The 25,761-nt window shown below is 59.9% G+C and carries 24 protein-coding genes; 13 read left to right on the top strand and 11 right to left on the bottom strand.

Annotation, left to right across the window (positions count from 1 at the left end):
- Positions 1-6: 6 nt before the first annotated feature.
- Genes hofQ through pilM form a run of 5 tightly spaced genes read right to left on the bottom strand, consistent with a single transcriptional unit; the run spans position 7 to position 3,428 of the window.
- Positions 7-1,272 carry a DNA uptake porin HofQ gene (gene hofQ / locus MHZ89_RS17720; RefSeq protein ID WP_311784100.1) on the bottom strand — a complete coding sequence of 422 codons (1,266 nt, stop codon included), beginning with the start codon at positions 1,270-1,272 and terminating at the stop codon, positions 7-9.
- The gene (locus MHZ89_RS17715; protein WP_311784099.1) at positions 1,211-1,597 is read right to left on the bottom strand and encodes a HofP DNA utilization family protein; all 387 of its coding nucleotides are present in this window, start codon (positions 1,595-1,597) and stop codon (positions 1,211-1,213) included. Before MHZ89_RS17715 ends, hofQ begins: the two co-directional genes overlap by 62 nt.
- Positions 1,587-2,078 carry a hypothetical protein gene (locus MHZ89_RS17710; RefSeq protein WP_311784098.1) on the bottom strand — a complete coding sequence of 164 codons (492 nt, stop codon included), beginning with the start codon at positions 2,076-2,078 and terminating at the stop codon, positions 1,587-1,589. Before MHZ89_RS17710 ends, MHZ89_RS17715 begins: the two co-directional genes overlap by 11 nt.
- Positions 2,071-2,613, bottom strand: a complete 543-nt coding sequence (locus tag MHZ89_RS17705) for a PilN domain-containing protein (protein ID WP_311784097.1) — start codon at positions 2,611-2,613, stop codon at positions 2,071-2,073. Before MHZ89_RS17705 ends, MHZ89_RS17710 begins: the two co-directional genes overlap by 8 nt.
- Positions 2,613-3,428, bottom strand: coding sequence for a pilus assembly protein PilM (gene pilM / locus MHZ89_RS17700; RefSeq protein WP_311784096.1), 816 nt, complete (start codon positions 3,426-3,428; stop codon positions 2,613-2,615). Before pilM ends, MHZ89_RS17705 begins: the two co-directional genes overlap by 1 nt.
- Before the next feature lie 117 nt (positions 3,429-3,545).
- On the opposite strand from pilM, the gene mrcA reads away from it, so the two are divergent.
- Positions 3,546-6,095 carry a peptidoglycan glycosyltransferase/peptidoglycan DD-transpeptidase MrcA gene (gene mrcA, locus MHZ89_RS17695; RefSeq protein ID WP_311784095.1) on the top strand — a complete coding sequence of 850 codons (2,550 nt, stop codon included), beginning with the start codon at positions 3,546-3,548 and terminating at the stop codon, positions 6,093-6,095.
- Between the two features lie 135 nt (positions 6,096-6,230).
- Here the strand turns inward: mrcA and nudE are convergent, their stop codons facing one another.
- Entirely contained in the window at positions 6,231-6,797 is a 567-nt protein-coding gene (gene nudE, locus MHZ89_RS17690; RefSeq protein ID WP_311784094.1) for an ADP compounds hydrolase NudE, read from the bottom strand.
- 392 nt (positions 6,798-7,189) lie between these two features.
- On the opposite strand from nudE, the gene MHZ89_RS17685 reads away from it, so the two are divergent.
- From MHZ89_RS17685 to pckA, 5 genes are all read left to right on the top strand, one after another.
- Positions 7,190-9,325 carry an intracellular growth attenuator family protein gene (locus tag MHZ89_RS17685; RefSeq protein WP_311784093.1) on the top strand — a complete coding sequence of 712 codons (2,136 nt, stop codon included), beginning with the start codon at positions 7,190-7,192 and terminating at the stop codon, positions 9,323-9,325.
- A 97-nt stretch (positions 9,326-9,422) separates the two neighbouring features.
- Positions 9,423-10,085 (top strand): GMP/IMP nucleotidase, encoded by a 663-nt coding sequence (yrfG, locus tag MHZ89_RS17680; protein ID WP_311784092.1) that lies wholly within the window; start codon positions 9,423-9,425, stop codon positions 10,083-10,085.
- Between the two features lie 12 nt (positions 10,086-10,097).
- Positions 10,098-10,505, top strand: coding sequence for a ribosome-associated heat shock protein Hsp15 (hslR, locus tag MHZ89_RS17675; protein ID WP_311784091.1), 408 nt, complete (start codon positions 10,098-10,100; stop codon positions 10,503-10,505).
- A 19-nt stretch (positions 10,506-10,524) separates the two neighbouring features.
- Positions 10,525-11,397 (top strand): Hsp33 family molecular chaperone HslO, encoded by an 873-nt coding sequence (gene hslO / locus MHZ89_RS17670; RefSeq protein WP_311784090.1) that lies wholly within the window; start codon positions 10,525-10,527, stop codon positions 11,395-11,397.
- Between the two features lie 280 nt (positions 11,398-11,677).
- Entirely contained in the window at positions 11,678-13,297 is a 1,620-nt protein-coding gene (pckA, locus tag MHZ89_RS17665; protein WP_311784089.1) for a phosphoenolpyruvate carboxykinase (ATP), read from the top strand.
- 37 nt (positions 13,298-13,334) lie between these two features.
- Here pckA and envZ read toward each other — a convergent pair whose 3' ends face one another.
- Positions 13,335-14,693 carry a two-component system sensor histidine kinase EnvZ gene (envZ, locus tag MHZ89_RS17660; RefSeq protein ID WP_311784088.1) on the bottom strand — a complete coding sequence of 453 codons (1,359 nt, stop codon included), beginning with the start codon at positions 14,691-14,693 and terminating at the stop codon, positions 13,335-13,337.
- Entirely contained in the window at positions 14,690-15,409 is a 720-nt protein-coding gene (gene ompR, locus MHZ89_RS17655; protein ID WP_001157751.1) for a two-component system response regulator OmpR, read from the bottom strand. The genes envZ and ompR overlap by 4 nt, the downstream gene beginning before the upstream one ends.
- Positions 15,410-15,481: 72 nt before the next feature.
- Between ompR and MHZ89_RS17650 the strand changes: the two genes are divergently transcribed.
- From MHZ89_RS17650 to MHZ89_RS17630, 5 genes are all read left to right on the top strand, one after another.
- Entirely contained in the window at positions 15,482-15,859 is a 378-nt protein-coding gene (locus MHZ89_RS17650; RefSeq protein WP_311784087.1) for a hypothetical protein, read from the top strand.
- Positions 15,860-15,940: 81 nt separating this feature from the next.
- Positions 15,941-16,180: an exopolysaccharide production protein YjbE gene (yjbE, locus tag MHZ89_RS17645; RefSeq protein ID WP_311784086.1), complete on the top strand. Its 240-nt coding sequence runs from the start codon at positions 15,941-15,943 to the stop codon at positions 16,178-16,180.
- A gap of 154 nt (positions 16,181-16,334) precedes the next feature.
- Entirely contained in the window at positions 16,335-16,811 is a 477-nt protein-coding gene (gene greB, locus MHZ89_RS17640; RefSeq protein ID WP_120457261.1) for a transcription elongation factor GreB, read from the top strand.
- A 100-nt stretch (positions 16,812-16,911) separates the two neighbouring features.
- Positions 16,912-19,245 carry a Tex family protein gene (locus MHZ89_RS17635; protein ID WP_311784085.1) on the top strand — a complete coding sequence of 778 codons (2,334 nt, stop codon included), beginning with the start codon at positions 16,912-16,914 and terminating at the stop codon, positions 19,243-19,245.
- Positions 19,246-19,379: 134 nt separating this feature from the next.
- Positions 19,380-21,071: an alpha-amylase family glycosyl hydrolase gene (locus tag MHZ89_RS17630; protein ID WP_311784084.1), complete on the top strand. Its 1,692-nt coding sequence runs from the start codon at positions 19,380-19,382 to the stop codon at positions 21,069-21,071.
- Here MHZ89_RS17630 and MHZ89_RS17625 read toward each other — a convergent pair whose 3' ends face one another.
- Both MHZ89_RS17625 and bioH read right to left on the bottom strand, forming a co-directional pair.
- Positions 21,072-21,341: a YdgH/BhsA/McbA-like domain containing protein gene (locus MHZ89_RS17625; protein WP_311784083.1), complete on the bottom strand. Its 270-nt coding sequence runs from the start codon at positions 21,339-21,341 to the stop codon at positions 21,072-21,074.
- 170 nt (positions 21,342-21,511) lie between these two features.
- Entirely contained in the window at positions 21,512-22,288 is a 777-nt protein-coding gene (gene bioH, locus MHZ89_RS17620; RefSeq protein WP_311784082.1) for a pimeloyl-ACP methyl ester esterase BioH, read from the bottom strand.
- A gap of 35 nt (positions 22,289-22,323) precedes the next feature.
- Between bioH and gntX the strand changes: the two genes are divergently transcribed.
- Positions 22,324-23,004, top strand: coding sequence for a DNA utilization protein GntX (gntX, locus tag MHZ89_RS17615; protein ID WP_311784081.1), 681 nt, complete (start codon positions 22,324-22,326; stop codon positions 23,002-23,004).
- Between the two features lie 58 nt (positions 23,005-23,062).
- Positions 23,063-23,638, top strand: coding sequence for a Fe-S biogenesis protein NfuA (gene nfuA / locus MHZ89_RS17610; protein WP_120457249.1), 576 nt, complete (start codon positions 23,063-23,065; stop codon positions 23,636-23,638).
- Between the two features lie 40 nt (positions 23,639-23,678).
- On the opposite strand, the gene malQ is transcribed toward nfuA, so the two are convergent.
- Positions 23,679-25,751, bottom strand: coding sequence for a 4-alpha-glucanotransferase (gene malQ / locus MHZ89_RS17605; protein WP_311784080.1), 2,073 nt, complete (start codon positions 25,749-25,751; stop codon positions 23,679-23,681).
- Positions 25,752-25,761: the final 10 nt, after the last annotated feature.

Below are 25,761 nucleotides of genomic sequence, written 5' to 3'. Positions count from 1 at the left end.
TCCGGTTTATCCGGCCGTAAGCGCTGCTTCCCTGACCAATCGCGGCGTAATGAAGATTACCAGCTCGCGTTTTTTATTTTCCGCGGTCTGATGACGAAACAGCGCCCCCAGCAGCGGGATATTGCCCAGCACCGGCACGCGATTTTCGCCGCGGCTTCGCTGCTGCTGAAAAATACCGCCCAGCGCCAGGGTTTCACCATCTTTCAGCGTGACCTGCGTTTCGATCTCCTGCTTATCAATGGAGAGTATGCTGCTGTCGCCGTTCTGAATCGCTCGACCCGGCACGTTCTGGCTGATGCGGATTTTCAGGTGGATGCGCCCGTTGCCCAGCACGTCAGGCGTCACTTCCATGCCCAGCACCGCCTCTTTAAATTCAATAGTAGTCGCGCCGCTGTTGCCCGCCGAAACTTCATAGGGAATTTCGCTGCCCTGCTTGATCGTCGCCTTCTGCTGGTGCGAGGTAAACAGACGCGGGCTGGCGATAATTTCGACCTGATTTTCCTGTTCCAGCGCGCTTAGCTCCAGATCAAGCAGTCGACCGCCGACCCGCGCCAGCGTGACGCCCGCCGTTATTCCCGGCGAGCCAGCCGCCAGCGGAATCGCCAGCCGTGGATTACGCAACGCGTCGGTCACCGCGTCCGCGCTGGCAGGGAGATTCCAGTTAACGCCGAGTTCGCGCAGCGTCTCCTCGCTGATGGTGACGATATGCGCCGCCAGCTCAACCTGCTCAAGCGGCACATCAAGCGCCCGCAGCCAGCGTTCAGCTTCACTGAGCGCCGAGGGCGTATCGCGCAGCAGTAAGGCGTTAGCGCGCGCATCCAGCGTCACGCTGCCGCGCGGCGTCAGCAGCGTCTGCCGCTCGCCCTGCAGGCTGCGATAGACCTCTGCCGCGTTAGCGTAGTGCAGCGTCACGGCGCGCAGCTCCAGCGGCGGCGGCGTGCTGGCCGCCAGCTCTTGCTCTTGCTGCTGTTGCCAGCTGTCGGGATAGACCAGCAGCACGTTCTCCTCCTCCACTACCGTGAGCGCCGCCAGCCGCGTCACCAGCGAGAGCGCCTGCTTCCAGGGCACGTCATCAAGCCGCAGCGAGAGCTTTCCCTCCACGCCAGGAGCGATTAACAGATTAAGGTGCTGATAATCCGCCAGCGCCTGCAGAATCCGGGCTACCGGCGCGTCATCAAAATTTAGGCTGAGCCGCTGGCCGTTATCGTCGTCATTCGCCAGCGTCGGCGTCAGCCAGAGGCTCGCCAGCAGAAAAAGTGTCATCCTGAGCATAAGCGCTTCCTTTCAGGGAGAGAGTAATCATCTGTGGCGAGCAGCCGCTGCCTGTCGTTAGCGTCAGGCTGCGAGGCGCGATGGCGCTCAGCTGCCAGCCCGACAGTGAAAGGGGGGCCACCGGGGCGATCTTAACGGTGGTGCCCTGGGGAGAAACCAGCCAGGCACGCAGGGCAGGCGCTCGCCCCAGCACGCCCTGCAGCCGCCAGCCGGTCAGGGCGGTCGGCGCGACGCACAGGCTGTTCGCCAGCGGCTGAAACGGATCGCGCGGCGCGGCATACAGACTGGCTGTGCTCAGCCAGAGGAGCAGCCATTTAGCGCGCATCGTCGCTCTCCAGCCAGAGCCTCGCCCGTACTTTTCCCTGGTGCGCCTCAAGCAAGAAGCGCGCGGGGAAAGGAACCTCCGTGCGCGCCAGATCGCCGAACAGCGGCTGAAACTGCTCCCACGCCATCAGCAGCGTTAAGCTGCGCGGCTCTGACTCAGGCTGCCACGCCTCCAGCTGATTCCCACGCGCCGCCAGCAGCGCTTCAAGCGGCGCGGCGCGGAGTGCGGCAGAGTGGTCTGCAATATCCGCCAGCTGCGCTCGCAGCAGTGCCTCCGCAGGCAGCGCGTTAAGCTGCGCCAGCTGCTGCTGGTATGACTGTTCAAGCCTGGCGATGTCAACGCGCAGCTCCTGCTGCGCCAGCCGCTGCGGCCGCACAAGCAGCAGCCACAACGCCAGCGTCGCCAGGGCAAAGCACGCCGTCGCTATAGCGATCTGCGCGCGCAGCGGCAGGCGCAGCCAGCGCTCCAGCACGCTATTCATCGCCGGACTCCTCCAGCCGGGCGCGCAGCGCAAAGCGATAGTAACCGTCCGGCTGACGCGCTACATCGCCCTGCTTTACCGCCGCAAACAGCGTCTGTTCGCCGAGCCGTCGACGCAGCTCGCCTATCGCCCCCATATCCAGCGAGCGCCCTTCTACGCTCAGCCGCGCCGGCTCTTTTTCCACGCGCTCCAGCCAGAGCTGATCGGGCAGCAGCGCGGGCAGCGCTTGCCAGAACTGATGCCATCGCATCAGCTCATCAGCGTGGCGCTGCGCGTGCCGCCACTGCGCCTGCTGCGTAGCCAGCTGCTGCTGCAGATCGCGACGCTGGCTGAGTTGCCCGGCGAGCGTCGTCAGCGCGTCGTGCGCGTCGTTCTGCGTGCTCCTTAGCTGCTGGCTGGTGCGGTCGAGATGCCACAGCTGTAGGGCTGTGGCCAGCATCAGCGCCAGCAACAGCGTCGCGGCAACGCCCAGGGCGGCGCGGCGCTGACGTCGCAGACGCGCATGCCGCCACGGCAGTAAATTCACCGCGATCATCAGCAGTCCTCCGGGCGCAGCGCCAGACCAGCGGCGATACAGAACGCCGCTTCCTGCTGCGGCAGCGGTGGCTGCTGATAAGTAAACAGCCTGAACGGCGAGAAAGGAAAAAATGCGGCGGGCAGAACGACATCGGAGGGCGCGCAGCCGTATAGCGTGCTGGCCTGAGGAAAAGAGCGCTGCGCGACTTCTTCTGCGGTTGTTTCCAGGCTGGCGCTGCCGACGACGCCCTCGCTGGCGCGGCTATACCAGAGCCACTGCGCGTCGTGACAGAGCAGCAGCGCGGCATCGTCGGCCAGCCCAGCGGCCTGCGCCGTCAGGGCCAGAGCATGCGTCGTCAGTTCAAAAACCCTGGGGCGAAGCGCGCTCTGCTGCAGCGGCGCCAGCCACTGCGCGATCACCGCCTGCCGCGCGGCCGTTACGTAAAGCTGGCGATCCACGTCGCTGGCGCGATAATCCAGCGCCAGCGCTTCCGGCTCGACAGGAAAGAGACGCTGCGCCGCCGACGTCACGTAACGTTCCAGCGCAGGCTCCTGCAGACGCTGCGTCGGCAGAGCCAGCGACCGTTGCAGTACCAGCTGCGTCGGTAATCCGACGCGTAGCGAATAGCGCTGCGGCAGCTGCTGTTGCAGCATGCGCAGCGCCGCCTGCAATTCAGGCGAAGATTGCAGCACGCCGTTTCTTAACGTATCTTGCGGCAGCCCTTGCTGCCACCAGCGGCACAGTTGCCAGCCGCCGCGTCGGCGCTGTATAGCGAGAGCGCAGAGCTGCGTATTCTGAATATCCAGTCCGACTTGCCATGTCTGAAAAGCCATGCGCGCGATCTCCTTATCTACAGGGGTAAAAGGACATATCAAAGCGTCTGGCTTGCCTTTATACTACCGCGCGGTTGTTTATAAACTGCCCAAACGACAACAGATGGGAAACTCCAGGTGAAGTTCGTAAAGTATTTATTAATCCTTGCAGTGTGTTGCATCTTGCTGGGAGCTGGCTCGATTTATGGTCTGTACAAATATATAGAGCCGCAGTTACCCGACGTTAACACGCTGAAAGATGTGCGCCTGCAGACGCCCATGCAGGTGTACAGCGCGGATGGCGAACTGATCGCCCAGTACGGCGAAAAACGCCGTATTCCGCTGACGCTGCAGCAGATGCCGCCAGAGCTGATCAAAGCGTTTATCGCGACGGAAGACAGCCGTTTCTATGAACATCACGGCGTAGATCCGGTCGGCATTTTCCGGGCGGCCAGCATCGCGCTGGTGTCCGGCCATGCGTCGCAGGGCGCGAGTACCATTACGCAGCAGCTGGCGCGTAACTTCTTCCTCAGCCCTGAACGCACGCTGATGCGTAAAATCAAGGAGGCGTTTCTCGCCATTCGCATTGAGCAGCTGCTGAATAAAGATGAGATCCTTGAGCTCTATCTGAACAAGATTTACCTCGGCTACCGCGCCTATGGTGTCGGCGCTGCTGCGCAGGTCTATTTCGGCAAGCCGGTGGACCAGCTCTCGCTGAGCGAAATGGCGATGATCGCGGGCCTGCCGAAGGCGCCTTCGACCTTTAACCCGCTCTACTCCCACAGCCGCGCGCTGGCGCGTCGCAACGTGGTGCTCTCGCGTATGCTGGATCAGCGCTATATCACCCAGCAGCAGTACGATGAAGCGCGCAATACGCCGCTGGAAGCGAGCTATCACGGACCGGAAATCGCCTTTTCTTCGCCCTACCTGAGCGAAATGGTGCGTCAGGAGATGGTGAAACGCTACGGCGACGGCGCTTACAACGACGGCTATAAGGTCTATACCACCGTGACCCGTCGCCTGCAGCAGGCGGCGCAGGAGGCGGTGCGCAATAACGTGCTGGCCTATGATATGCGCCACGGCTACCGTGGGCCGACCAGCGTGTTGTGGAAAGTAGGCGAACCCGCCTGGAGCCAGGAGCAGATCCTGAAAGCGCTGAAGCCGCTGCCGGTTTACGGCCCGCTGTTGCCTGCCGTAGTAACCCAGGCCAGCAGTGACGAAGCGACCGCGATGCTGAAAGATGGCACCAGCGTCTCGCTGGGCCTCGCTGGCGTGCGCTGGGCGCGTGCGTTTAAGTCCGATACCGTACAAGGTCCAACGCCGCGAAGCGTGACCCAGGTCGTACAGACGGGCCAGCAGATTTGGGTGCGTAAAGTGGATAACGACTGGTGGCTGGCGCAGGTGCCGGACGTCAACTCCGCGCTGGTGTCGCTCGATCCGCAAACCGGTGCGGTACGCGCGCTGGTCGGTGGATTCGACTTTAATCAGAGCATGTTTAACCGCGCTACCCAGGCGCTGCGTCAGGTCGGCTCCAACATCAAGCCGTTCCTCTATACCGCGGCGATGGATCGCGGCCTGACGCTCGCTTCCATTCTGAACGACGTACCGATTTCGCGCTGGGATGCCGGCGCGGGCGCCGACTGGCGACCGAAAAACTCGCCGCCTACCTATGATGGCCCGATTCGTCTGCGTCAGGGGTTAGGTCAGTCGAAAAACGTTGTGATGGTACGCGCTATGCGCGCGATGGGCGTCGATTACGCGGCGGAATATCTGCAGCGCTTCGGCTTCCCGGCGCAGAATATCGTTCATACCGAATCGCTGGCGCTGGGCGCAGCTTCCTTTACGCCAATGCAGGTGGCTCGCGGCTACTCGGTGATGGCGAACGGTGGTTTCCTGGTTGACCCTTACTTCATCAATAAGATTGAGAACGAGCAAGGCGAAACGGTTTTCGAAGCGAAACCGCGCATCGCCTGCCCGCAGTGCAATTTACCGGTGATTTACGGCGAAACGCGCAAGGCGCTGGCGCTTAACGAGGAGAGCGTCGAAAACGTCGCGACGTCCGATCAAAACCAGAACCAGGCTGCGCCGCAGCCCGCGCTGGAGCAGGTTCCCGCTCAGCCGCAATCGGGCGAGCAGCAGTATGCCCCGCATGTGATCAACACGCCGCTGTCGTTCTTGATCAAAAGCGCGCTTAACTCCAATATCTTTGGCGAACCGGGCTGGATGGGCACCGGCTGGCGCGCGTCGCGCGACCTGAAACGCAACGATATTGGCGGCAAAACCGGTACCACTAATAGCTCGAAGGATGCCTGGTTCTCTGGTTACGGCCCTGGCGTAGTGACTTCGGTATGGATCGGCTTTGACGACGCGCGCCGCGACTTAGGCCGCAGCACGCTCTCAGGCGCGATTCCAAACCAGATTTCCGGTTACGAAGGCGGCGCGAAAAGCGCGCAGCCTGCCTGGGATGACTATATGAAGAGCGCGCTGGACGGCGTGCCGGAGCAGCCTCTGACGCCGCCGGACGGCATCGTTACGGTCACTATCGACCGCAGCACCGGCAAGCTGGCCAACGGCGGCGGCAATACGCGTCAGGAATATTTCATCAACGGCACCCAGCCGACGGAATATTCGGTGCATGACGTCGGCACCACCATTATGGATAACGGTGAGAGCCACGAACTGTTCTAAATACTGATAAACCCAGCAAAAAGGCCGACAGCGATGTCGGCCTTTTTTTACTAGCAATGTGCTAGTGCGGGTGAACGTTATGAGCTGTCTGTAATGCTAAAAGCCGGCCGTCTTATTCAGTCGCTACCATAATCGTTAGTAGCGCAGCCGTCCCTGCTGCACCAGCCATTCGCGCACCAGGAACAGCGCGCTGACGTTGCGCGCCTCGCGGAAATCTGGCTCCTGCAGCAGCGCCAGCAGGTTATCCAGCGGCCAGCGATGTTCAATCAGCGGCTCAGGCTCATCGCCCTCCAGCCGTTCAGGATAGAGCCCTTCCGCCACGACGATATTCATCTTGCTGGAGAAGTAAGAGGGCGCCATCGTCAGCTTGCTGAGAAACTCCAGCTTCTCCGCGCCGAAGCCCACTTCCTCTTTCAGCTCGCGGTTGGCCGCCTCAAACACCGTTTCGCCCGGATCGATCAATCCCTTGGGAAAACCCAGCTCATAGGTTTCCAGCCCAACCGCGTACTCCTGAATCAGTACGACCTGATTATCGATAATCGGAACAATCATTACCGCCTCGCGCTCGGACGGCTTCATTCGCTCATACACGCGTCGCGCGCCGTTGCTAAAAGCGAGATCGACCGACTCAACGGTGAAGAGCCGCGAACGCGCCACGGTTTCCACATTGAGAATGTCGGGTTTTTTTAACGGATTCTTCATATCAGCCTCAGACTTTCAACGCCGTGCGATGCCGGGAAAAAATTAGCTTACCTGACCACAGGCGATTGTGCGACAGCGAGTTTAGCCACTCAGCCCAACGCTACGCCGTATCAGGGGCTTACGGGCATTGTTGCGCCAGTTAACGCTTTTGCAATAAGTCAACGTCAGAGGGTAAAATTCAGAAAAGACCGATATTTAATTCAGGTTCTGACGGTTAACATTCGGACAAGGCATGCTGCATTAACTTCTAATTTAATGATTTTGCGCGTTATTTCCTCTGGCATTTAGCTTGTCAGAATAGTTTATTCCCGCCAAAATTGTCTTAAATAACAGTTCTATCTGGGAGCATTAGTCCAAAGTGAAGGCAGGATTTTGGCTGAATTGAGCAACACATGAGCACAATCCTTATTGTCCTGGTAATAGTGCTGGTCTGCTCAGGTTTGGCAGGTATCGGCTTTTGGTACGCTATGCGGCATCGTCCGCCGTTGGCGAAACCACTGCCATTTATCAGTCCGCCCTGCCGCAAACTCACCGACGATGAACGTCGTGCGGTCGAAAAATACGTCGCCTCGCTTGCGAAGCAGTCGCGCCCCGCCGTACCCGGTGAAAAACATCCTCTCTTCGACAACCTGACGCTCACCGCCCAGAGCAACAACGTCTACCCTGTTACGCGCGCCATTACTCGCTATGGCCTCTCAACCGACGACCCGCACAAGTGGCGCTACTATCTTGATGAAGTGGAAGTGCATCTGCCGCCGCACTGGGAACAATATATTACCGATGAGAACTACGTTGAGCTGATCCGCACCCAGACCATCCCGCTGGTCATCTCGCTTAACGGACACTCGCTGGTGAATTACGGCAGCGATCAGCCTTCGCTGCCGGCGCTGGTGCGTCCGGGCTCTACCAACGCCTCTATACGCAAAGAAGAGAGCGAAAACGTCGAGCTGCTGCAGGTGCGCAAAGAGACGCTGGAAGAGTATCAGCTGACGCGCCCGGACGGCACGCGCGAAGCGGTGACCATTACCTTCGCCTTTTTACTCTTTTTTATCAGCCTGCTGGTGCCCGCGGCTCTGATGGGCTGGCTGGTGCTGCTGGGATGCGCCATGATCGGTGCCAGCGTCTGGTCGCTGTTCCACATTCCCGCCCAAAAGCGCATGCGCGATATTCACTGCCTGCGCGGCGCGCCCAAGCGCTGGGGGCTGTTCGGCGAGTCGAATCAGGAGCAGAGCAATATCACGCTGGGCATTATCGATCTCGCCTATCCGCCGCACTGGCTGCCCTATGTCGCGCACGATCTGGGCCAGACCACCGATGTCGAAATTTATCTGAATCGCCATGTGGTGCGTCAGGGGCGCTTTTTATCGCTTCAGGATGAAGTGCGTAACTTCCCTATCCAGCGCTGGCGTAAAAACGTGGTGCTGGCCTGCGGTTCGCTGCTGGTAATGGCGCTGCTGATCAGCTGGATCCCGCTCAGTATGCCAATCAAACTCAGCCTGGCCTGGATAAAAGGCACTGAGAGCCTGGAAGTAAACAACGTCGATAAGCTGGCGGCGCAGTCGCTGCACGTTGGCGATATTTTAAAAGTTAACGGCACCGGCATGTGTTCCGTCCCCGATAACTATCAGAGCAACCGCAGCTACGCTTATATGCCGTTTGACTGTTCGGCGGTCTACTGGAACAACGCCTCGCCGCTGCCGCAACCCCAGTCCGACATTATCGATAAAGCTTCGGCGCTGCTGGATGCCACCACGCGGCAGCTTCATCCGGAAACCAATACCGATCCCAAACTTAACCCGCAGCTCGCGTCGGCGATTCAAAAGTCGGGCATGATCCTGCTGGACGATTTTGCCGACCTGGTGCTGAAAACGCAGGATCTCTGTAGCCAGCAGCAGGATTGCGTGCGGCTGAAGAACGCGCTGGTGAACCTCGGCAACGCCAAAGACTGGGATACGCTGGTGCGTCGCGCCGACTCAGGGCAGCTGAACGGCATGAACGTGCTGCTGCGCCCGGTAAGCGCCGAAGCGCTGGAAAACCTGGTTAATACCGCCACCTCCAGCTTCTTTTTCCGCGAGACGCGCCGCGCGGCCGAAAACCTTAACAGCCCGCCGCCGGGCGGATTCCTGATCGTCAGCGACGAGGGCCGCCAGCTGGTGAATCAGCCGCAGCCTACGGTGTCGCTGTTCGATCTGGACGCGCCGTCGCAGTGGCGCGAGCTGCAGCGTCTTTCCGGCATGCTGCTGCATACTTCGTTCAGCGCCAGCGGCATTATTACCAGCCTGTCGGTAGACGCCAACGGCACGCGTCATATCGCGCTGCACAACGAACCGGATGCGATGGCGATGTGGCGCTATCTCGGCACGACGCTGCTGCTGGTGGTATTGCTGGCCTGCGCGCTGATTAACGCGCTGCTCTCTCTGCGCCGCATCCACCGCAACCGCCAGCGCATGGCGAATATCCAGCAATATTACGACAAGTGCTTTAATCACAATCTCACAACCATGCAGAGCGTGCGCTCAATGTTCTGATGCCCGCGGCGCGGCTGCTGTCCCGCGCGCCGCCCTGCCCTCTCCTGCCCCATTCTGTGCTACCCTGTCGCCCTCTTTTGACCGGAGAACCTGCCTGATGACGCTGAACTGGGCGCAAATCGATACCGTACTGCTCGATATGGACGGCACGCTGCTGGACCTGGCGTTTGACCGTCATTTTTGGCTGGAGCATGTGCCGCTAACGCTGAGCGAAACGCGCGGCATTACACTTGCGGAAGCGGAGGCGCTGATCGCCGGAAAATACCAGGCGGTGGCGCATACGCTAAACTGGTATTGTCTGGACTACTGGGCAGCGGAGCTGGCGCTGGATATTCGCGCCATGACGTTTGCCAAACGTAGCCTGGCGACGATGCGGGAAGATACCGTACCGTTTTTGCAGGCGCTACGTCGGGCAGGAAAACGCACCATTCTGCTGACCAACGCCCATCCGTACAATCTGGATATCAAACTGGCGCAGACCGGCCTTGCGCCGCACCTTGATTTATTACTTTCCACCCATACCTTTGGGTATCCGAAAGAGGACCCGCGCTTGTGGCAGGCGGTGGAGCAGCATACCGGATTTGATCGTCCGCGAACGCTGTTTATTGATGACAACGAGACCATTCTCGACGCGGCGAAAAGCTGGGGCATCGGCTGGTGTTTAGGCGTCAGCAACCCCGACTCCGGGCGTCCCGATCAGGTCTTCCAGCGTCACGCGGCGGTCCGCGATTATCGCACCCTGTGCAGCGCGCTGGCGTAAACGGGAGCAGCAATGAAAGAGAAGAACAGCGAAGGCGTGCGCCTCGACAAATGGCTCTGGGCGGCGCGCTTCTACAAAACGCGCTCGCTGGCGCGCGATATGATCGAAGGCGGCAAAGTCCACTATAACGGTCAGCGCAGCAAGCCGAGCAAGCTGGTCGAGCTGGAAGCGGAGCTGACGCTGCGCCAGGGCAACGACGAGCGCACCGTGATCGTTACCGCGCTGAGCGATAAGCGCGGCCCAGCGGAAGTGGCGCAGCAGCTCTACAGCGAAACCGCAGCCAGCATTGAAAAACGGGAAAAGGTGGCGCTGGCGCGCAAAATGAACGCGCTCACCATGCCGCATCCCGATCGCCGCCCCGATAAAAAAGAGCGCCGCGATTTGATGAAATTTAAATTAACGGGCGACGACCAGGCTTAGCCCCAACGAGAGAAAATTTATGTCTGTACAAGATCAACTGCATCGTTACCTGTTTGAGAATGTGGCCGTACGCGGCGAGCTGGTGAATGTCAGCCACACCTGGCAGGAAATCATCAAAAACCATGACTATCCGGCACCGGTGCAGACGCTGCTGGGCGAACTGCTGGTGGCGACCAGCCTGCTGACCGCCACGCTGAAATTTGACGGCGACATTACGGTGCAGCTGCAGGGCGATGGTCCGCTGTCGCTGGCGGTCATCAACGGCAATAACCGCCAGGAACTGCGCGGCGTTGCGCGCGTGAAGGGCGATATCCCGGCGGACAGTACCCTGAAAAGCATGGTCGGTACCGGCTATCTGGCAATCACCATTTCGCCTGAGAAAGGCGAGCGTTATCAGGGCGTCGTCGGCCTCGAAGGGGATACGCTGGCGGCCTGTCTGGAAGACTATTTCATGCGTTCTGAACAGCTGCCAACCCGCCTGTTTATTCGCACCAATGAAAAAGGGGCGGCGGGCATTCTGCTGCAGGTTCTGCCGGCGCAGGATACCCAGACCGAAGACTTCAACCACCTGGCGACGCTGACCGAAACCGTGAAGAGCGAAGAGCTGATCGATCTGCCGGCGACCGACGTCCTGTGGCGTCTCTATCATCAGGAAGAAGCGACCGTCTTCGATCCGCAGACGGTGAGCTTTAAGTGTACCTGTTCGCGCGAGCGCTGCGGCGAAGTGCTGAAAACCCTGCCTCAGCATGAAGTTGATGAGATTATCGAAGAGGATGGTCAGGTCGATATGCACTGCGACTACTGCGGCACGCACTACGTCTACGACGCGGTCGATATCGCGGCGATCCGCAAAGGCGGCGCAGAAGGCGAAAACAGCGACAGCATCCACTGATTTATCCCTGGGCGGCTTTGCCGCCCTTTTTCCTCCCCGCTATATCCCCTTAATTTACAAAGTAAAATAAGCTTTTCACGCTAACTTTAGTTTCAAAAGCGGTTGTTTTTGCTGCTTAACGCGCCCTGGTTCGCATTTCTGATGGACAACGCTTTTCCCACAGGCTCAGAAGAGTACACTGCGCGCGATCGTGCATCCGCCCAGCAACACGCGGAGAGGATGGCGCGACACCAATAATTATTCGCCTGTGCAGTACCAAAACGATTTAAGGAGCAGTCACATGCGCGTTACCGGCCTGACCTCGCAAGATCTTGCCGCTTTGGGCATCGAGGGCAACACCGAAGTGGTCCACAACCCCGATTTCGATACGCTGTTTACCGAAGAACTCCGTCCCGAGCTGGAAGGTTATGCGCGCGGCACTCTGACGCAAAGCGGCGCAGTGGCGGTCGATACCGGCATTTTTACCGGCCGCTCGCCAAAGGATAAATATATCGTCCGCGATGACACCACCCGCGACACGCTGTGGTGGAACGATCAAGGAACAGGCAAAAACGACAACCAGCCGCTGTCGCAGGAAACCTGGCAGCAGCTAAAAGCCTGCGTAACCGAACAGCTCTCGGGTAAACGTCTGTTCGTTATCGACGCCTTCTGCGGCGCCAACCCCGATTCGCGCCTCAGCGTGCGCTTCGTGACTGAAGTGGCCTGGCAGGCGCACTTCGTCAAAAACATGTTTATTCAGCCGAGCGAAAGCGAGCTGGCAGACTTTAAACCCGATTTTGTGGTGCTGAACGGGGCGAAGTGCACTAACCCCAACTGGCAGGCGCAGGGACTGCACTCAGAAAACTTCGTGGCGTTCAACCTTACCGAAGGGATGCAGCTGATCGGCGGCACCTGGTACGGCGGCGAGATGAAGAAAGGGCTGTTTGCGGTGATGAACTACCTGCTGCCGCTGCGCGGCATCGCCTCTATGCACTGCTCGGCTAACGTCGGCAAAGCGGGCGACGTGGCGGTGTTCTTCGGCCTCTCCGGCACCGGCAAGACCACCCTTTCCACCGATCCGGAACGTCAGCTGATTGGCGACGACGAGCATGGCTGGGATGACGACGGCGTGTTCAACTTCGAAGGCGGCTGCTACGCCAAGACCATTAAGCTCTCTGAGCAGGCCGAGCCGGAAATCTACCGCGCCATCCGTCGCAATGCGCTGCTGGAGAACGTCGTGGTGCGCGAAGATGGCAGCGTCGATTATGACGACGACAGCAAAACGGAAAATACCCGCGTCTCCTATCCTATCGACCATATCGACAATATCGTGCGTCCGGTCTCGAAAGCGGGCCACGCGAAGAAAGTGATCTTCCTGACCGCCGACGCCTTCGGCGTATTGCCGCCGGTGTCGCGCCTGACCCCTGAGCAGACGCAGTACCACTTCCTGTCTGGCTTCACCGCCAAGCTGGCTGGCACCGAGCGCGGCGTCACTGCGCCGACGCCTACCTTCTCTGCCTGTTTCGGCGCGGCGTTTTTGACGCTCCACCCGACGCAGTATGCGGAAGTGCTGGTGAAGCGTATGCAGGCGGCAGGCGCGCAGGCCTATCTGGTCAATACCGGCTGGAACGGCAGCGGTAAACGTATTTCACTGAAGGATACGCGCGCCATTATCAACGCGATTCTGGCTGGCGAGCTGGACGATGCCGAAACCGAGACGCTGCCGGTGTTCAATCTCCAGGTGCCGAAAGCGCTGGGTCAGCTTGACGCCGCGACGCTCGATCCGCGTAGCAGCTGGGAGAGCAATGAGAAGTGGCTGGAAGCGGCGCGCGATCTGGCGCAGCGTTTTATCACTAACTTCGAGAAATATACCGATAACGCGGCGGGCGCCGCGCTGGTTAAAGCAGGTCCGGTGCTGTAAAACTTTGGGCGCGGCCATCGCCGCGCCCGCTTACTGCTCAGCTCTGCGTCGCGCTGTTACTGCCCGGCGCAGACTGTTCCGTCAGCGGCAGCCAGGCGCGAATCCGCAGCCCGCCGCGCTCGCTCTCACCAATCTCCAGCGAACCCTGATGCGCATCAATAATGCGCTGCACAATCGCCAGCCCAAGGCCGGTGCCGCTGGTGCTGCGCGCGCTGTCGCCGCGTACAAAGGGCTGTAACAGATGCGACAGCTGCTCCGGCTTGATGCCAGGGCCGTCATCCTCGACCTGAAACCAGGCGCGATGCAGTTCGCGGCCGCTGCTCACCTTGATCCAGCCATTGCCGTAGCGCGCCGCGTTCACCACCAGGTTCGCCACTGCGCGCTTAATCGACAGCGGGTTGATATCCAGCATCAGCTCTTCCGGCATCACGGCGTTCTCAATCTCGCGCTCGTAGCCGCTTTCGGCGGCGACTACTTCGCCCAGCACGCCGTTGAGATCGGCGCGTTCGGTCTGGATCTCCTGCCCGGTGCGCAGATAATCGATGAACTGCTCAATGATGGCGTTGCACTCTTCGATATCTTTATTGATCGACTCGGCGAGGTAACCATCTTCTTCGCCCATCATTTCGGTGGCGAGACGAATACGCGTCAGCGGCGTGCGCAGGTCATGGCTGACGCCCGCCATCAGCAGCGTACGGTCGTCCGCCAGCTGTTTAACACCGGCAGCCATCTGATTAAAGGCGCGCGTCACCGAACGCACCTCTGACGCGCCATACTCGCGCAGCGGCGGCGGAATAATGCCTTTACCCACCTGTAGCGCCGCGTGCTCCAGATCCACCAGCGGTCGGTTCTGGATGCGGATAAACAGCCATGCGCCGCCAATCGCCAGCAGCATAATCGCCAGCGTGTAGCGGAACAGCGGCGAGAAGTCGCCCTGATGGATCTCCGTCAGCGGCACGCGCACCCAGATGTCAGGCGACAGCCAGGTTTTCAGCCAGACCACCGGCGAATTTTTATTGACCTCGACGCGCACGTCGGTCGGCCCGCCAAGCTGCTGGCCCATCTGCTCACTGAGGAATTCATAATGCTGCGCCCAGCGCAACCCGCTCTCTTCGGCCGCCGCATTGGTATAGAGCGAAATGCCCAGCTCACGGTAAATCTCGCGGCGAAAGGCGGGCGGCACCTCCAGCTGCGTGCCGTCTTCCAGCTGCAGCCGGTCGGTCATCAACATGCGCACTTCATACGCCAGCACCTTGTTGAACTGCTGCAGGCTGGGAAGAATGGCGAAGTTGAGCACCACCAGATAGGTCGTTACCAGGCTGACGAACAGCAAGGTAACGATCAATAACAGGGTGCGGGCAAATGAGCTTCGAGGCGAGAAGCGCAGTCGCCTCATGCTTTAGAACCGTCCGGAACGAAAACGTAGCCCAGGCCCCAGACCGTCTGGATATAGCGCGGGTGCGCCGGATCCTCTTCTACCATGCGGCGCAGACGCGAGATCTGTACGTCGATGGAGCGCTCCATTGCGCTGTATTCGCGTCCGCGCGCCAGGTTCATCAGCTTGTCGCGCGACAGCGGTTCACGCGGATGGCTGACCAGCGCTTTCAGTACGGCGAACTCGCCGCTGGTGAGCGGCATCGGCTCATCTTCGCGGAACATTTCGCGCGTGCCGAGATTCAGCTTGAACTTGCCGAAAGCGATAACCGCCTCTTCCTGCGAAGGCGCGCCCGGCAGCTCATTAGCCTGACGACGCAGCACCGCGCGGATACGCGCCAGCAGTTCACGCGGGTTGAACGGTTTTGGAATATAGTCATCCGCGCCGATCTCCAGCCCGACGATGCGATCGACCTCTTCGCCTTTCGCCGTCACCATAATGATCGGCATCGGGTTACTCTGGCTGCGCAGACGACGGCAAATTGACAGGCCATCTTCGCCCGGCAGCATCAGATCCAGCACCATCAGGTGGAAGGATTCACGGGTCAGCAGACGATCCATCTGCTCGGCGTTGGCGACGCTGCGCACCTGAAAGCCCTGCTCGGTGAGATAGCGCTCCAGCAGCGCACGCAAACGCATATCATCATCAACGACCAGAATTTTGTAGTTCTCTTGCATTTCCTACTCCCAAAGGCGCCATTGCCTGAGACGATATTGTTAAAAAAACTTGTCTGCCTGTGACAGCCATTAATGGTTTATATTCTAGTCGAAATTGTTACAAAGCATATTAAACAGGAGCTTATCTTTAATTTTCTCGCTGCGCTAAATGTAAAATCACTTATTTCTGCCGCGATCACAGCCTTTACGGCAATTCTGAAAGTCAGCCGCTTTTTCTCGATATTTGCGGCCGTAAAATTGAGCCGCCGTTTAATCACGCTTGCAGATCAAAGAGTTAATTTTCAATTTGGCTTAGGCGCTATTCGTCGTTTTCTTTCCGTACGCCGATGCGGGGCGGCCTCGTCGGGCGACAGCATAAAATATCATCCTTTGCGCGTCTTGCCGCACGCTTCTCTCGGATTAACGCTATTTCCGACAGGGTTCAGGCCATTCAAAAATAAAGCCCGTTAAATCAATTAGTAAAGCTATCTTTCCGCCTGCTGTGAATTGCACCACACTGCTTTCACTCGCTTCACTACAGGGATAGCAATAATGAAAAAAACGTTGTTAGTGCTGGGTGCGCTGGCCACCCTTAGTCTGAATCCTGCTCTGGCGGCGACCGCTACCGGCGAAGCTGCCGGCGCGCAGGCCTCGACCACCGCTCAGGGCAACTCTAACGCCATTGGCGTCGGCGCTGTCGCCGCGCTGCTCGGCGTGGCGCTTGCGACCGCAGGCGGCGGCGATAAGAGCACCTCTTCTTCTACCACCACCTCTACCGTGGCGGGAAAATAACGATTTAAGCCGTTTTAACTTTTTGTACCTGCCCCTTTCGCCACCGGGGAACGACACAAAGGGTTTTCACTGTTGAAAACCTGTTCCCCGACTCTTTTTTGCCGCGCCTGCTTTGCTTTACACTGCCTGCTTTTCCGCTTCCGAGTCGATACGCATGAAAACCCGACTGATCACCCGTGAAGGCTTCAATAAGCTGAAAGCCGAACTCGACTATCTCTGGCGCGAAGAACGCCCCGAAGTCACGAAAAAAGTGACCTGGGCTGCCAGCCTCGGCGATCGCAGCGAGAATGCCGACTACCAGTACAACAAAAAACGCCTGCGCGAAATCGATCGCCGCGTACGTTATCTGACAAAAAGCCTTGAGGCGCTGCGCATTGTCGACTATTCGCCGCAGCAGGATGGCAAAGTCTTTTTTGGCGCCTGGGTAGAAGTAGAAAATGACGACGGCGAGGTAAAACGCTTTCGCATCGTCGGCTACGACGAGATTTTCGGCCGGAAAGACTACATCTCAATCGACTCGCCGATGGCGCGCGCGCTGCTGAAAAAAGAGCCGGGCGACGCCGTGACGGTAGAGACGCCGCTGGGCCCGGCGCTCTGGTATGTCAACGAAATTACCTACCCGGACGCCTGATTCAGAATATCGCTGAAAGCCGCCCTCATCGCTGGCAATTTCACTTTTCAGTCCGTATAACTGTCCCCTGTTTTTCAACCCTGTAAGCAAGACAGAATCGATGATGAAAGATCTCAGCCACATTATTGCCAGTGAGCTGCAGGCGCGTGCGGAGCAAGTTGAAGCCGCCGTACGTCTGCTGGACGAAGGGAACACCGTGCCGTTTATCGCACGCTATCGTAAAGAGGTGACCGGCGGTCTGGACGACACCCAACTGCGCCAGCTGGAGACGCGCCTCGGCTACCTGCGCGAACTGGAAGAGCGCCGCCAGTCGATTCTGAAGTCTATTGACGAGCAGGGCAAACTGACTGACGAACTCGCCGGCGCCATTAACGGCACGCTCAGTAAAACCGAACTCGAAGACCTTTACCTGCCTTATAAGCCTAAACGCCGCACCCGCGGTCAGATCGCCATTGAAGCGGGTCTGCAACCGCTGGCCGAAACGCTGTGGCAGGATGCGTCGCAGGATCCCGAACAGCTGGCGGCACAATATGTCGATGCCGACAAAGGCGTTGCCGACGTGCGCGCCGCGCTGGACGGCGCGCGCTATATCCTGATGGAGCGCTTCGCCGAAGACGCCACGCTGCTGGCAAAGGTGCGCGACTACCTGTGGAAAAACGCGCATCTGGTGTCGCGCGTAGTCGAAGGCAAAGAGCAGGAAGGAGCCAAATTCCGCGACTATTTCGATCACCACGAAGCGCTGAACAGCGTGCCGTCGCACCGCGCGCTGGCGATGCTGCGCGGTCGTAACGAGGGCGTGCTGCAGCTGTCGCTGAACGCCGATCCGCAGTTCGACGAGCCGCCGCGCGAAAGCTACGGCGAAACGCTGATCGCCGATCATCTTAACCTGCGCCTTAACGGCGCGCCGGCCGACAGCTGGCGCAAGGCGGTGGTGAGCTGGACCTGGCGTATCAAAGTGATGCTGCACCTGGAGACGGAGCTGATGGGCACTGTGCGCGAACGCGCCGAAGACGAAGCGATTAACGTCTTCGCCCGCAACCTGCACGATCTGCTGATGGCGGCACCGGCGGGCATGCGCGCCACCATGGGCCTCGATCCCGGCCTGCGCACCGGCGTAAAAGTTGCCGTGGTGGACGCCACCGGCAAGCTGGTCGCTACCGATACCATTTATCCGCATACCGGCCAGGCAGCCAAAGCCGCGACCGTGGTGGCCGCGCTCTGCGCGAAACATCAGGTTGAGCTGGTAGCGATCGGCAACGGCACCGCCTCGCGCGAGACGGAGCGTTTCTTCCTCGACGTGCAGAAACAGTATCCGCATATCACCGCGCAAAAAGTGATCGTCAGCGAAGCGGGCGCCTCCGTCTATTCCGCTTCTGAACTGGCGGCGCTGGAGTTCCCGAATCTTGACGTCTCGCTGCGCGGCGCGGTCTCTATCGCGCGACGCCTGCAGGATCCGCTGGCGGAGCTGGTGAAAATCGATCCGAAATCGATCGGCGTCGGCCAGTATCAGCATGACGTCAGCCAGAGTCTGCTGGCGAAGAAGCTGGACGCGGTAGTGGAAGACTGCGTGAACGCGGTCGGCGTCGATCTTAATACCGCCTCCGTCCCGCTGCTGACTCGCGTCGCCGGACTAACGCGCATGATGGCGCAGAACATTGTCAGCTGGCGCGACGAGAACGGCCGTTTCCAGAACCGTCAGCAGCTGCTTAAGGTCAGCCGCCTCGGCCCGAAAGCCTTTGAACAGTGCGCGGGCTTCCTGCGTATCAACCATGGCGACAACCCGCTCGACGCCTCAACGGTGCACCCGGAAGCCTATCCGGTTGTGGAGCGCATCCTGGCGGCGACCGAGCAGGCGCTCAACGACCTGATGGGCAACCCCTCCAGCCTGCGCAACGTTAAGGCGGTCGATTTTACCGACGAGCGCTTCGGCCTGCCGACCGTTACCGACATTATTAAAGAGCTGGAAAAACCGGGCCGCGACCCGCGTCCTGAGTTTAAAACCGCGCAGTTCGCCGAAGGGGTCGAAACCCTTAACGATCTGCTGCCGGGCATGGTGCTGGAAGGCGCGGTGACCAACGTCACTAACTTTGGCGCTTTTGTCGATATCGGCGTACATCAGGATGGCCTGGTGCATATCTCTTCGCTGTCGGACAAGTTTGTGGAAGATCCGCATCAGGTGGTGAAAGCGGGCGATATCGTGAAGGTGAAAGTGCTGGACGTCGACCTGCCACGCAAGCGCATCGCGCTGACGATGCGGCTGGATGAACAGCCTGGCGACAGCAACGCGCGCAGCAGCGGCAACGGTCGCAGCGCGCCACGCGACAATGCACGTCCGGCTGGCGGCGCGAAGCCGCGGCCGCGCCAGAACAGCCAGCCCGCAGGCAACAGCGCGATGGGTGATGCGCTGGCGGCGGCCTTCGGCAAAAAGCGTTAAACCCTGCGCGCGCCCGACTTATTCTGCATCGGGCGCGCGTAACCTCCTCTGTAAAGTTGAAAATCCCTCTCTTAACGCTACGCTGAAAGCACGCCTGCATAAAAAACAACCCGGGACGTGGCACCCAATTCGCGATGGAAACGATCACAGCGCTGCTCGATAAAATTTATGCCGACACCTTTCCTCAGGCGGCGCGAGAGCGCCTGCTGCGGCAGATCGCCGCCGCGCGCGATGCGATTAAGCTGCCGCGCAAAGCGCACTGGGACGAGCAGGATGTCGTGCTGATTACCTACGCGGATCAGTTTCGCGAGGCGGATGTCCCGACGCTGCAAACTTTTTCCCGCTTCTATCAGCAGCATTTGCAGTCCACCTTTCCTCTGGTTCATCTGCTGCCCTTTTTCCCCTATTCGTCCGACGACGGCTTTTCCGTCATCGATTACCATCAGGTCAACCCCTTGTGCGGCGACTGGCCCGATGTCGCCCGGCTGCATCAGGAAACGCGCCTGATGTTCGATTTTGTCTGCAACCATATGTCCGCGCACAGCGCCTGGTTCAAACACTACCTGGCGCTCGACCCCGGCTGGGACGATTTCTTTATCAGCATGCCACCCGCCACCGATCTCAGCGGCGTAACGCGGCCGCGCACCTCGCCGCTGCTGACGCCCTTCGAGATGGCGAACGGCGAGATGCGCTTTATCTGGACGACTTTCAGCGCCGATCAGATCGATCTTAATTTCGGCAATCCAGAGGTGCTGATCCGCATGGTGGGGGTGCTGCTCGACTACCTGCAAAAAGGCGCGGACTATGTGCGTCTCGACGCCGTCGGCTATATGTGGAAAACCCCCGGCACGCGCTGCATCCATCTGGAAAAAACCCATCTGCTGGTTAAGCTGTTCCGCGCTATTGCCGATACGGTCGCGCCCGGTACGGTGATCATCACCGAAACCAACGTGCCGCATAAAGATAACGTCAGCTACTTCGGCGACGGCCATGACGAAGCGCAGATGGTTTACCAGTTTTCCCTGCCGCCGCTGGTGCTGCACGCTATCCATTCGGGTTCAGGGCGCGCGCTGCGTCAGTGGGCCGGCGCGCTTGAGCCAGGCAAGGGCGGCACGACTTTCTTTAATTTTCTCGCCTCGCACGACGGCATCGGGCTTAACCCGGCGCGCGGCATTCTCTCTGAGGCGGAAATTGTGGCGCTGGTGCGCGATCTGGCGCTGGAAGGGGCGCTGGTCTCCTATAAAAACAACCCGGACGGCACCACCAGCCCTTATGAGATTAACGTTACCTATCTCGACGCGCTCAATCATCAGGACGACGACGACGATACGCGCCTGCGACGCTTTCTGCTGGCGCACGCTATTCTGCTGTCATTCCCCGGCGTGCCCGCCATCTATGTCCAGAGTATTCTGGGTTCGCGCAACGACTATGAAGGCGTCAAAGCCGCAGGCCACAACCGCGCCATTAACCGGCAAAAATTTGACTTAAAAACGATCGAGGCGGCGCTGGCGGACGGAGACGGGCTGCGTCACGCCATTTATACCCGCCTCAGTCAGCTGATTCAGCTGCGCACGCGCCAGGCCGCCTTTCATCCCGATAACCCGATGACGCTCTACGACAGCGACAATGCGCTACTGGTGCTGCGCCGTCATGGGCCGCAGCAGACGGATAACGGCCTGCTGTGCGTGTTCAATCTGAGCGGGAAAACGGTTAAGGCAACGCTGCCGGAGGCGCGGCTTTTTCAGGACGTGATAACAGAGGAGAGAGTTGATGGCACCCAGCAAATTACGCTGGATGCCTGGCAGTTTGTCTGGTTACGTAGCTAATTATTTGTAAACATCCGCGGTGGCGCTGAATTTGCCGTGTTCACGGCCCGCGATCACCCGGTAGTATTTGCCGCCTTTTTCATCAGCCATTTTGGAGAGTTCGCGTTTGGCGTCCATTGGCGAAGTGGTTTCCGCCGTGGTATTCACCGTACCGATTTTCTCCAGCTTCATTTTTTTCACTTCTTCTTTGGTTACTTCCTTAGCCGCAAGCGCCGAAAACGACACTGCGCCCATTACCACTGAAGCCACAACCCATTTCATCACCTTCATTACAATACCCCTCATTCATTTCCGTTATGCGAGATGTAAGCAGACGCCGGATGCGTCAGGCGAGATGGAACGGCATTATCCTCTCCCTGGACAATTCACATCATAAAAGCGACCATGCCTACTTACAAAGTATTACAGCTGGTGAGGAAATTTCCAGCTCTGGCTCTGTTTTAACCGCCAAACTTCTGACTGAAATCAAGAATATGCTGGCAGAAGGCCTCAGGGTGCGAAATAAAGGGCGCGTGCGCGGCTTTCTCCATCACCACGGAAGGCGAAGCAGGCAGCGCGGCGTCGAGCAGCGCTGCGATACGACGCGGCACCAGTCCATCCAGCGCGCCATACAGGCGTAAAAACGGCATCCCGATGCGCGGCAGCTGGTCGCGTAAATCGACATCGCGCAGGATCGCCAGCCCGCCATCCAGCACCGCCACCGACGGCATCGGCTGCGCCAGCACCACCTCTTTTAACCGCCTTGCGTCCTGCCGGGCGCTGTCAGTACCCAGAGTTTGTAACGCCAGGAAGCGCTCGACGGTGCGCTGAAAGTCGCTGTTAAGCTGCGAACGGAAGGTCGCTAACGTTTCCGGCTTAATGCCCGGCCACTCCTCACCTGCGGTAAAACAGGGCGAGGAGGCGACGCTGATCAATCCCGCTACCTGCTGCGGCGCGCGCAGCGCCAGCTCGGTCGCCACCAGCCCGCCCAGCGACCAGCCCAGCAGCAGCGCGCGCGGCGGCAAGTGCGGCAGCAGCTGTTGCGCCATCTCCGTCAGCGAAAGCGCGACGTCGGATGCGCTGCGGCCATAGCCCGGCAGATCGACCAGGTGCAGACGAAAATGCGGGCTGAGCCGCGGCACGATGCTCTGCCACACCTCTGCGTTCAGTCCCCATCCGTGAAGCAGCACAAGATCGCTATTCCCTTCTCCGCAGGTGTGCCAGTAAAGCGAAGTCATCAGTTACTATCCCGTAAAACATTAAGGAGGCCGCTATGCTACCAATGCCAGCCCTCTGTTGGCTATGCCGACTGCCGCTGCGCGTCGCCGCCCACGGACTTTGCAGCGTCTGCCTGAGCACTTTGCCGCCATTGCCGCTTCTCTGCCCGCGCTGCGGGTTGCCCGCCGGTTCCTCCCGCATTGTCTGTGGGCGCTGCCTGCGCTCGCCGCCACCCTGGCAGGCACTGGTCTGCGTCAGCGGCTATCAGCCGCCGCTAAGTCGCTGGGTGCGTCAGCTGAAGTTTTACCGCATAACCGCACTCAGGGTGATGCTGGCGCGTCTGCTTTTGCTAAGCTGGCTAGAGGCTCACCGCACGCGCGGGCTAAGGCGACCGGATTTGCTGCTGTGCGTGCCGCTGCATAAGATGCGCGCCTGGCGACGCGGCTACAATCAGGCGGCGCTGCTGGCGCAACCGCTGGCGCGCTGGCTCGGCTGCGAGTTTCAGGAAGGCGTGCGTCGCAGGCGGCGCGGCGCGCTGCAGCACCGGCTCAGCGCATCGCAGCGCCGTCGCAACGTACGCGGCGCTTTCCAGCTTGAAATCGCCGTCCGCGGACGCCATATCGCTCTGATAGACGATGTGGTGACAACGGGTAATACCGTAGGAGAGATCAGCCGCATTTTGCTGGCGCAGGGCGCGGCCAGCGTACAAATCTGGTGCCTGTGCCGTACCTTGTAGAGCGTCGGTGATGGGCGTATTATAACCAACTAAATTAGTCAACTATTGAGCAATTGCCATGATCCGAATTACAGACTCTGCCCAAGAGCACTTCGCTAAACTGCTGTCAAAACAGGAAGATGGCACCCAGATTCGCGTATTCGTCATTAACCCGGGTACGCCAACCGCCGAGTGTGGCGTCTCTTACTGCCCGCCTGATGCGGTAGAAGCGACCGATACGGAACTGAAGTTCGAGAAGCTCTCAGCCTACGTTGACGAGCTGAGCGCGCCTTATCTGGAAGACGCCGAAATCGACTTCGTTACTGATAACCTCGGTTCACAGCTGACGCTGAAAGCGCCAAACGCCAAAATGCGCAAGGTCTCTGATGACGCGCCGCTGACGGAGCGCGTTGAGTATCTGCTGCAGGCGCAGATCAACCCGCAGCTGGCTGGTCACGGCGGCCGCGTGTCGCTGATGGAGATCACCGAAGATGGCTTCGCCATTCTGCAGTTCGGCGGCGGCTGTAACGGCTGCTCCATGATCGACGTCACCCTGAAAGATGGCATCGAAAAAGAGCTGCTGGCCGCTTTCCCGGAGCTGAAAGGCGTCCGCGATCTCACCGAGCACCAGCGCGGCGAACACTCCTACTATTAATATCTGCGCGCGACGGTCGTTGACTGTCGCGCGCTCTCCGCTACTCGCCTTTTCGCGTCTGACTTACCGCCTTCAACAGCTTTGTTACCCCTTTATCCGTAAAGATTGTCTCCAGCGGCTGCGCCAGCTTACGTCGCCAGTTGGGGTATTGATCAACGGTGCCTGGCACGTTGACCGGCGTAGTCATGCCTATCCAGTCCTCTGGCTGCAGGCCCAGCAGCGCGCTGCCGGTTGCCGCCAGAAATTTATGCATCGCCAGGTTAAGCGCAGGCGTCATCTCCAGCTTATCGGCCTGACGCGCGCTGCGTGCCGGCATCGCGCCCGCTTTATGCAGCGCATCCAGCAGCGCCTGCTTCTGCTTCGCCCGTTGCTCGTGCAGCGACTGCAACACCTCTTTGCCGGGATAAAGCTTCAGCTTTTCCCCCAGCGCGAAATCGCCTGCGCTCCAGAAGCCGCTCAGGGTCGGCAGATCGTGGGTGCTGGCGCTGGCGATTGACTGACGTGGATAGTCGCCGGGCAGACGATAGCTGCCGTCGCGCTGCTGTTCAAACCACATCACCTTCCAGGAAAAAACGCCGCTGGCGCGCAGCAGGCCGACGATTTCCGGCGGAACCGTACCGAGATCCTCGCCAATCACCATGCAGCGGTGGCGCTGACTCTCCAGCGCCAGAATGCCCAGCAGATCCTGCACCGGATAGCTGACGTAGGCGCCTTTATCGGCGTTTTCCCCTTTAGGTACCCACCACAGCCGCAACAGCGCCATAACGTGATCGATGCGCAGCGCGCCGCAGTCGCGCATATTGGCGCGCAGCATGTCGATAAAGGGCTGATAGCCGCGCGCACGCATTACGTGCGGATCCATCGGCGGCAATCCCCAGTTTTGCCCCAGCGGCCCGAGGCGATCCGGCGGCGCGCCGACCGAGGCCTCCAGCCGGTAGAGCTCGGGATCGTGCCAGGTTTCCGCGCTGCCTTCCGCCACGCCCACCGCCAGGTCGCGATACAGCCCCACCGTCATCTTCAGCGCCTGGCTGCGCGCCCAGCACTGAGCAAACTGGGTTTGCGCCAGCCACTGCAGCCACTGCCAGAAAGCGATCTCATCTTCATGCGCCTCGCACCAGCGCTGCACGTCGGGCGACTGGCTGTTGCGCCAGCTTTCCGGCCAGGCGGGCCAGCCCCAGGCCTGCGCATCTTCGCTGCGCCGTTCCGCCTGCAGGCCGTCGTAGGCCGCCTGATAACGCAGGCTGTCGCCGCCGTCGCGCACGAAATCTGCAAACGCCTGCCGCTGCGCGTCATCATCGGCGCGCAGGCTGAACTGCGCCCAGGCGTGACGCAGCGCGGCGAGCTTCAGCGCCATCACCGCCGCGTAGTCGACGAACTCGCTATCGCGCGCTTTCGCCAGCGCGCGCTGGGTTTTTGCCGTCTTCCACCACTTCTGCGCCGCCGCGCTCTGCTGGAAGTCCTCCAGCTGCGCCACGCTGATATAGATAATATTGAGCCAGCGTCGGGAAGAGGGGCTGTAGGGGCTGGCGAAATCTGGCGTGGCGGGATAGAGCGCGTGCAGCGGATTGAGCCCGACGAAATCGCCGCCCTGACGCGCAACCTGCTCCAGAAGCTGCTGCAAATCGCCAAAATCGCCGATGCCCCAGTTATCGGCAGAGCGTACGGTATAAAGTTGCACCAGCGCGCCCCAGCGTTTCTCGCCGTTGCGCAGCGGTTCCGGCAGCCAGCAGCGGCGTGGCGTCAGGATAATGCGCGTCTGCCACTGCTGCTTGCCTTTGCTCAGCGTCAGCTGGTGGTAGCCGTGACCGAGCGGTGACGGCAGCATAAAAGGCGCGCCCGCCTGAAGTTCGCCGCTAAACTCGCGGCCCTTCTCGCTGCGCAGCCGCCACTGATAGAGGCCGCGCCCTTCCGGGTTAAGCTGCCGCGCGGCCCCGCCGCTAAACACCTGCACCGGCGGCAGCGGCGCGCCCTTCTCTTTTCTGGCATCGCCCATCACCGCCAGCAGCGCCGTTTTGGTTTCGTCGCTGATGGCTTCCGGCTCGCCTTTGGCGTTGGTATAGGTCAGAGAAATTCCGGCGGCTACTGCCGCGCGATCCAGTGCGCTCTCTTTCATGCTCTCCCCT

The organism is Pantoea sp. ACRSB, assembly GCF_022346905.1.
Lineage (GTDB): Bacteria > Pseudomonadota > Gammaproteobacteria > Enterobacterales > Enterobacteriaceae > Pantoea > Pantoea piersonii.
The sequence above is the reverse complement of the archived record's forward strand: the minus strand, read 5'-3'. Positions and strand labels throughout refer to the sequence as shown.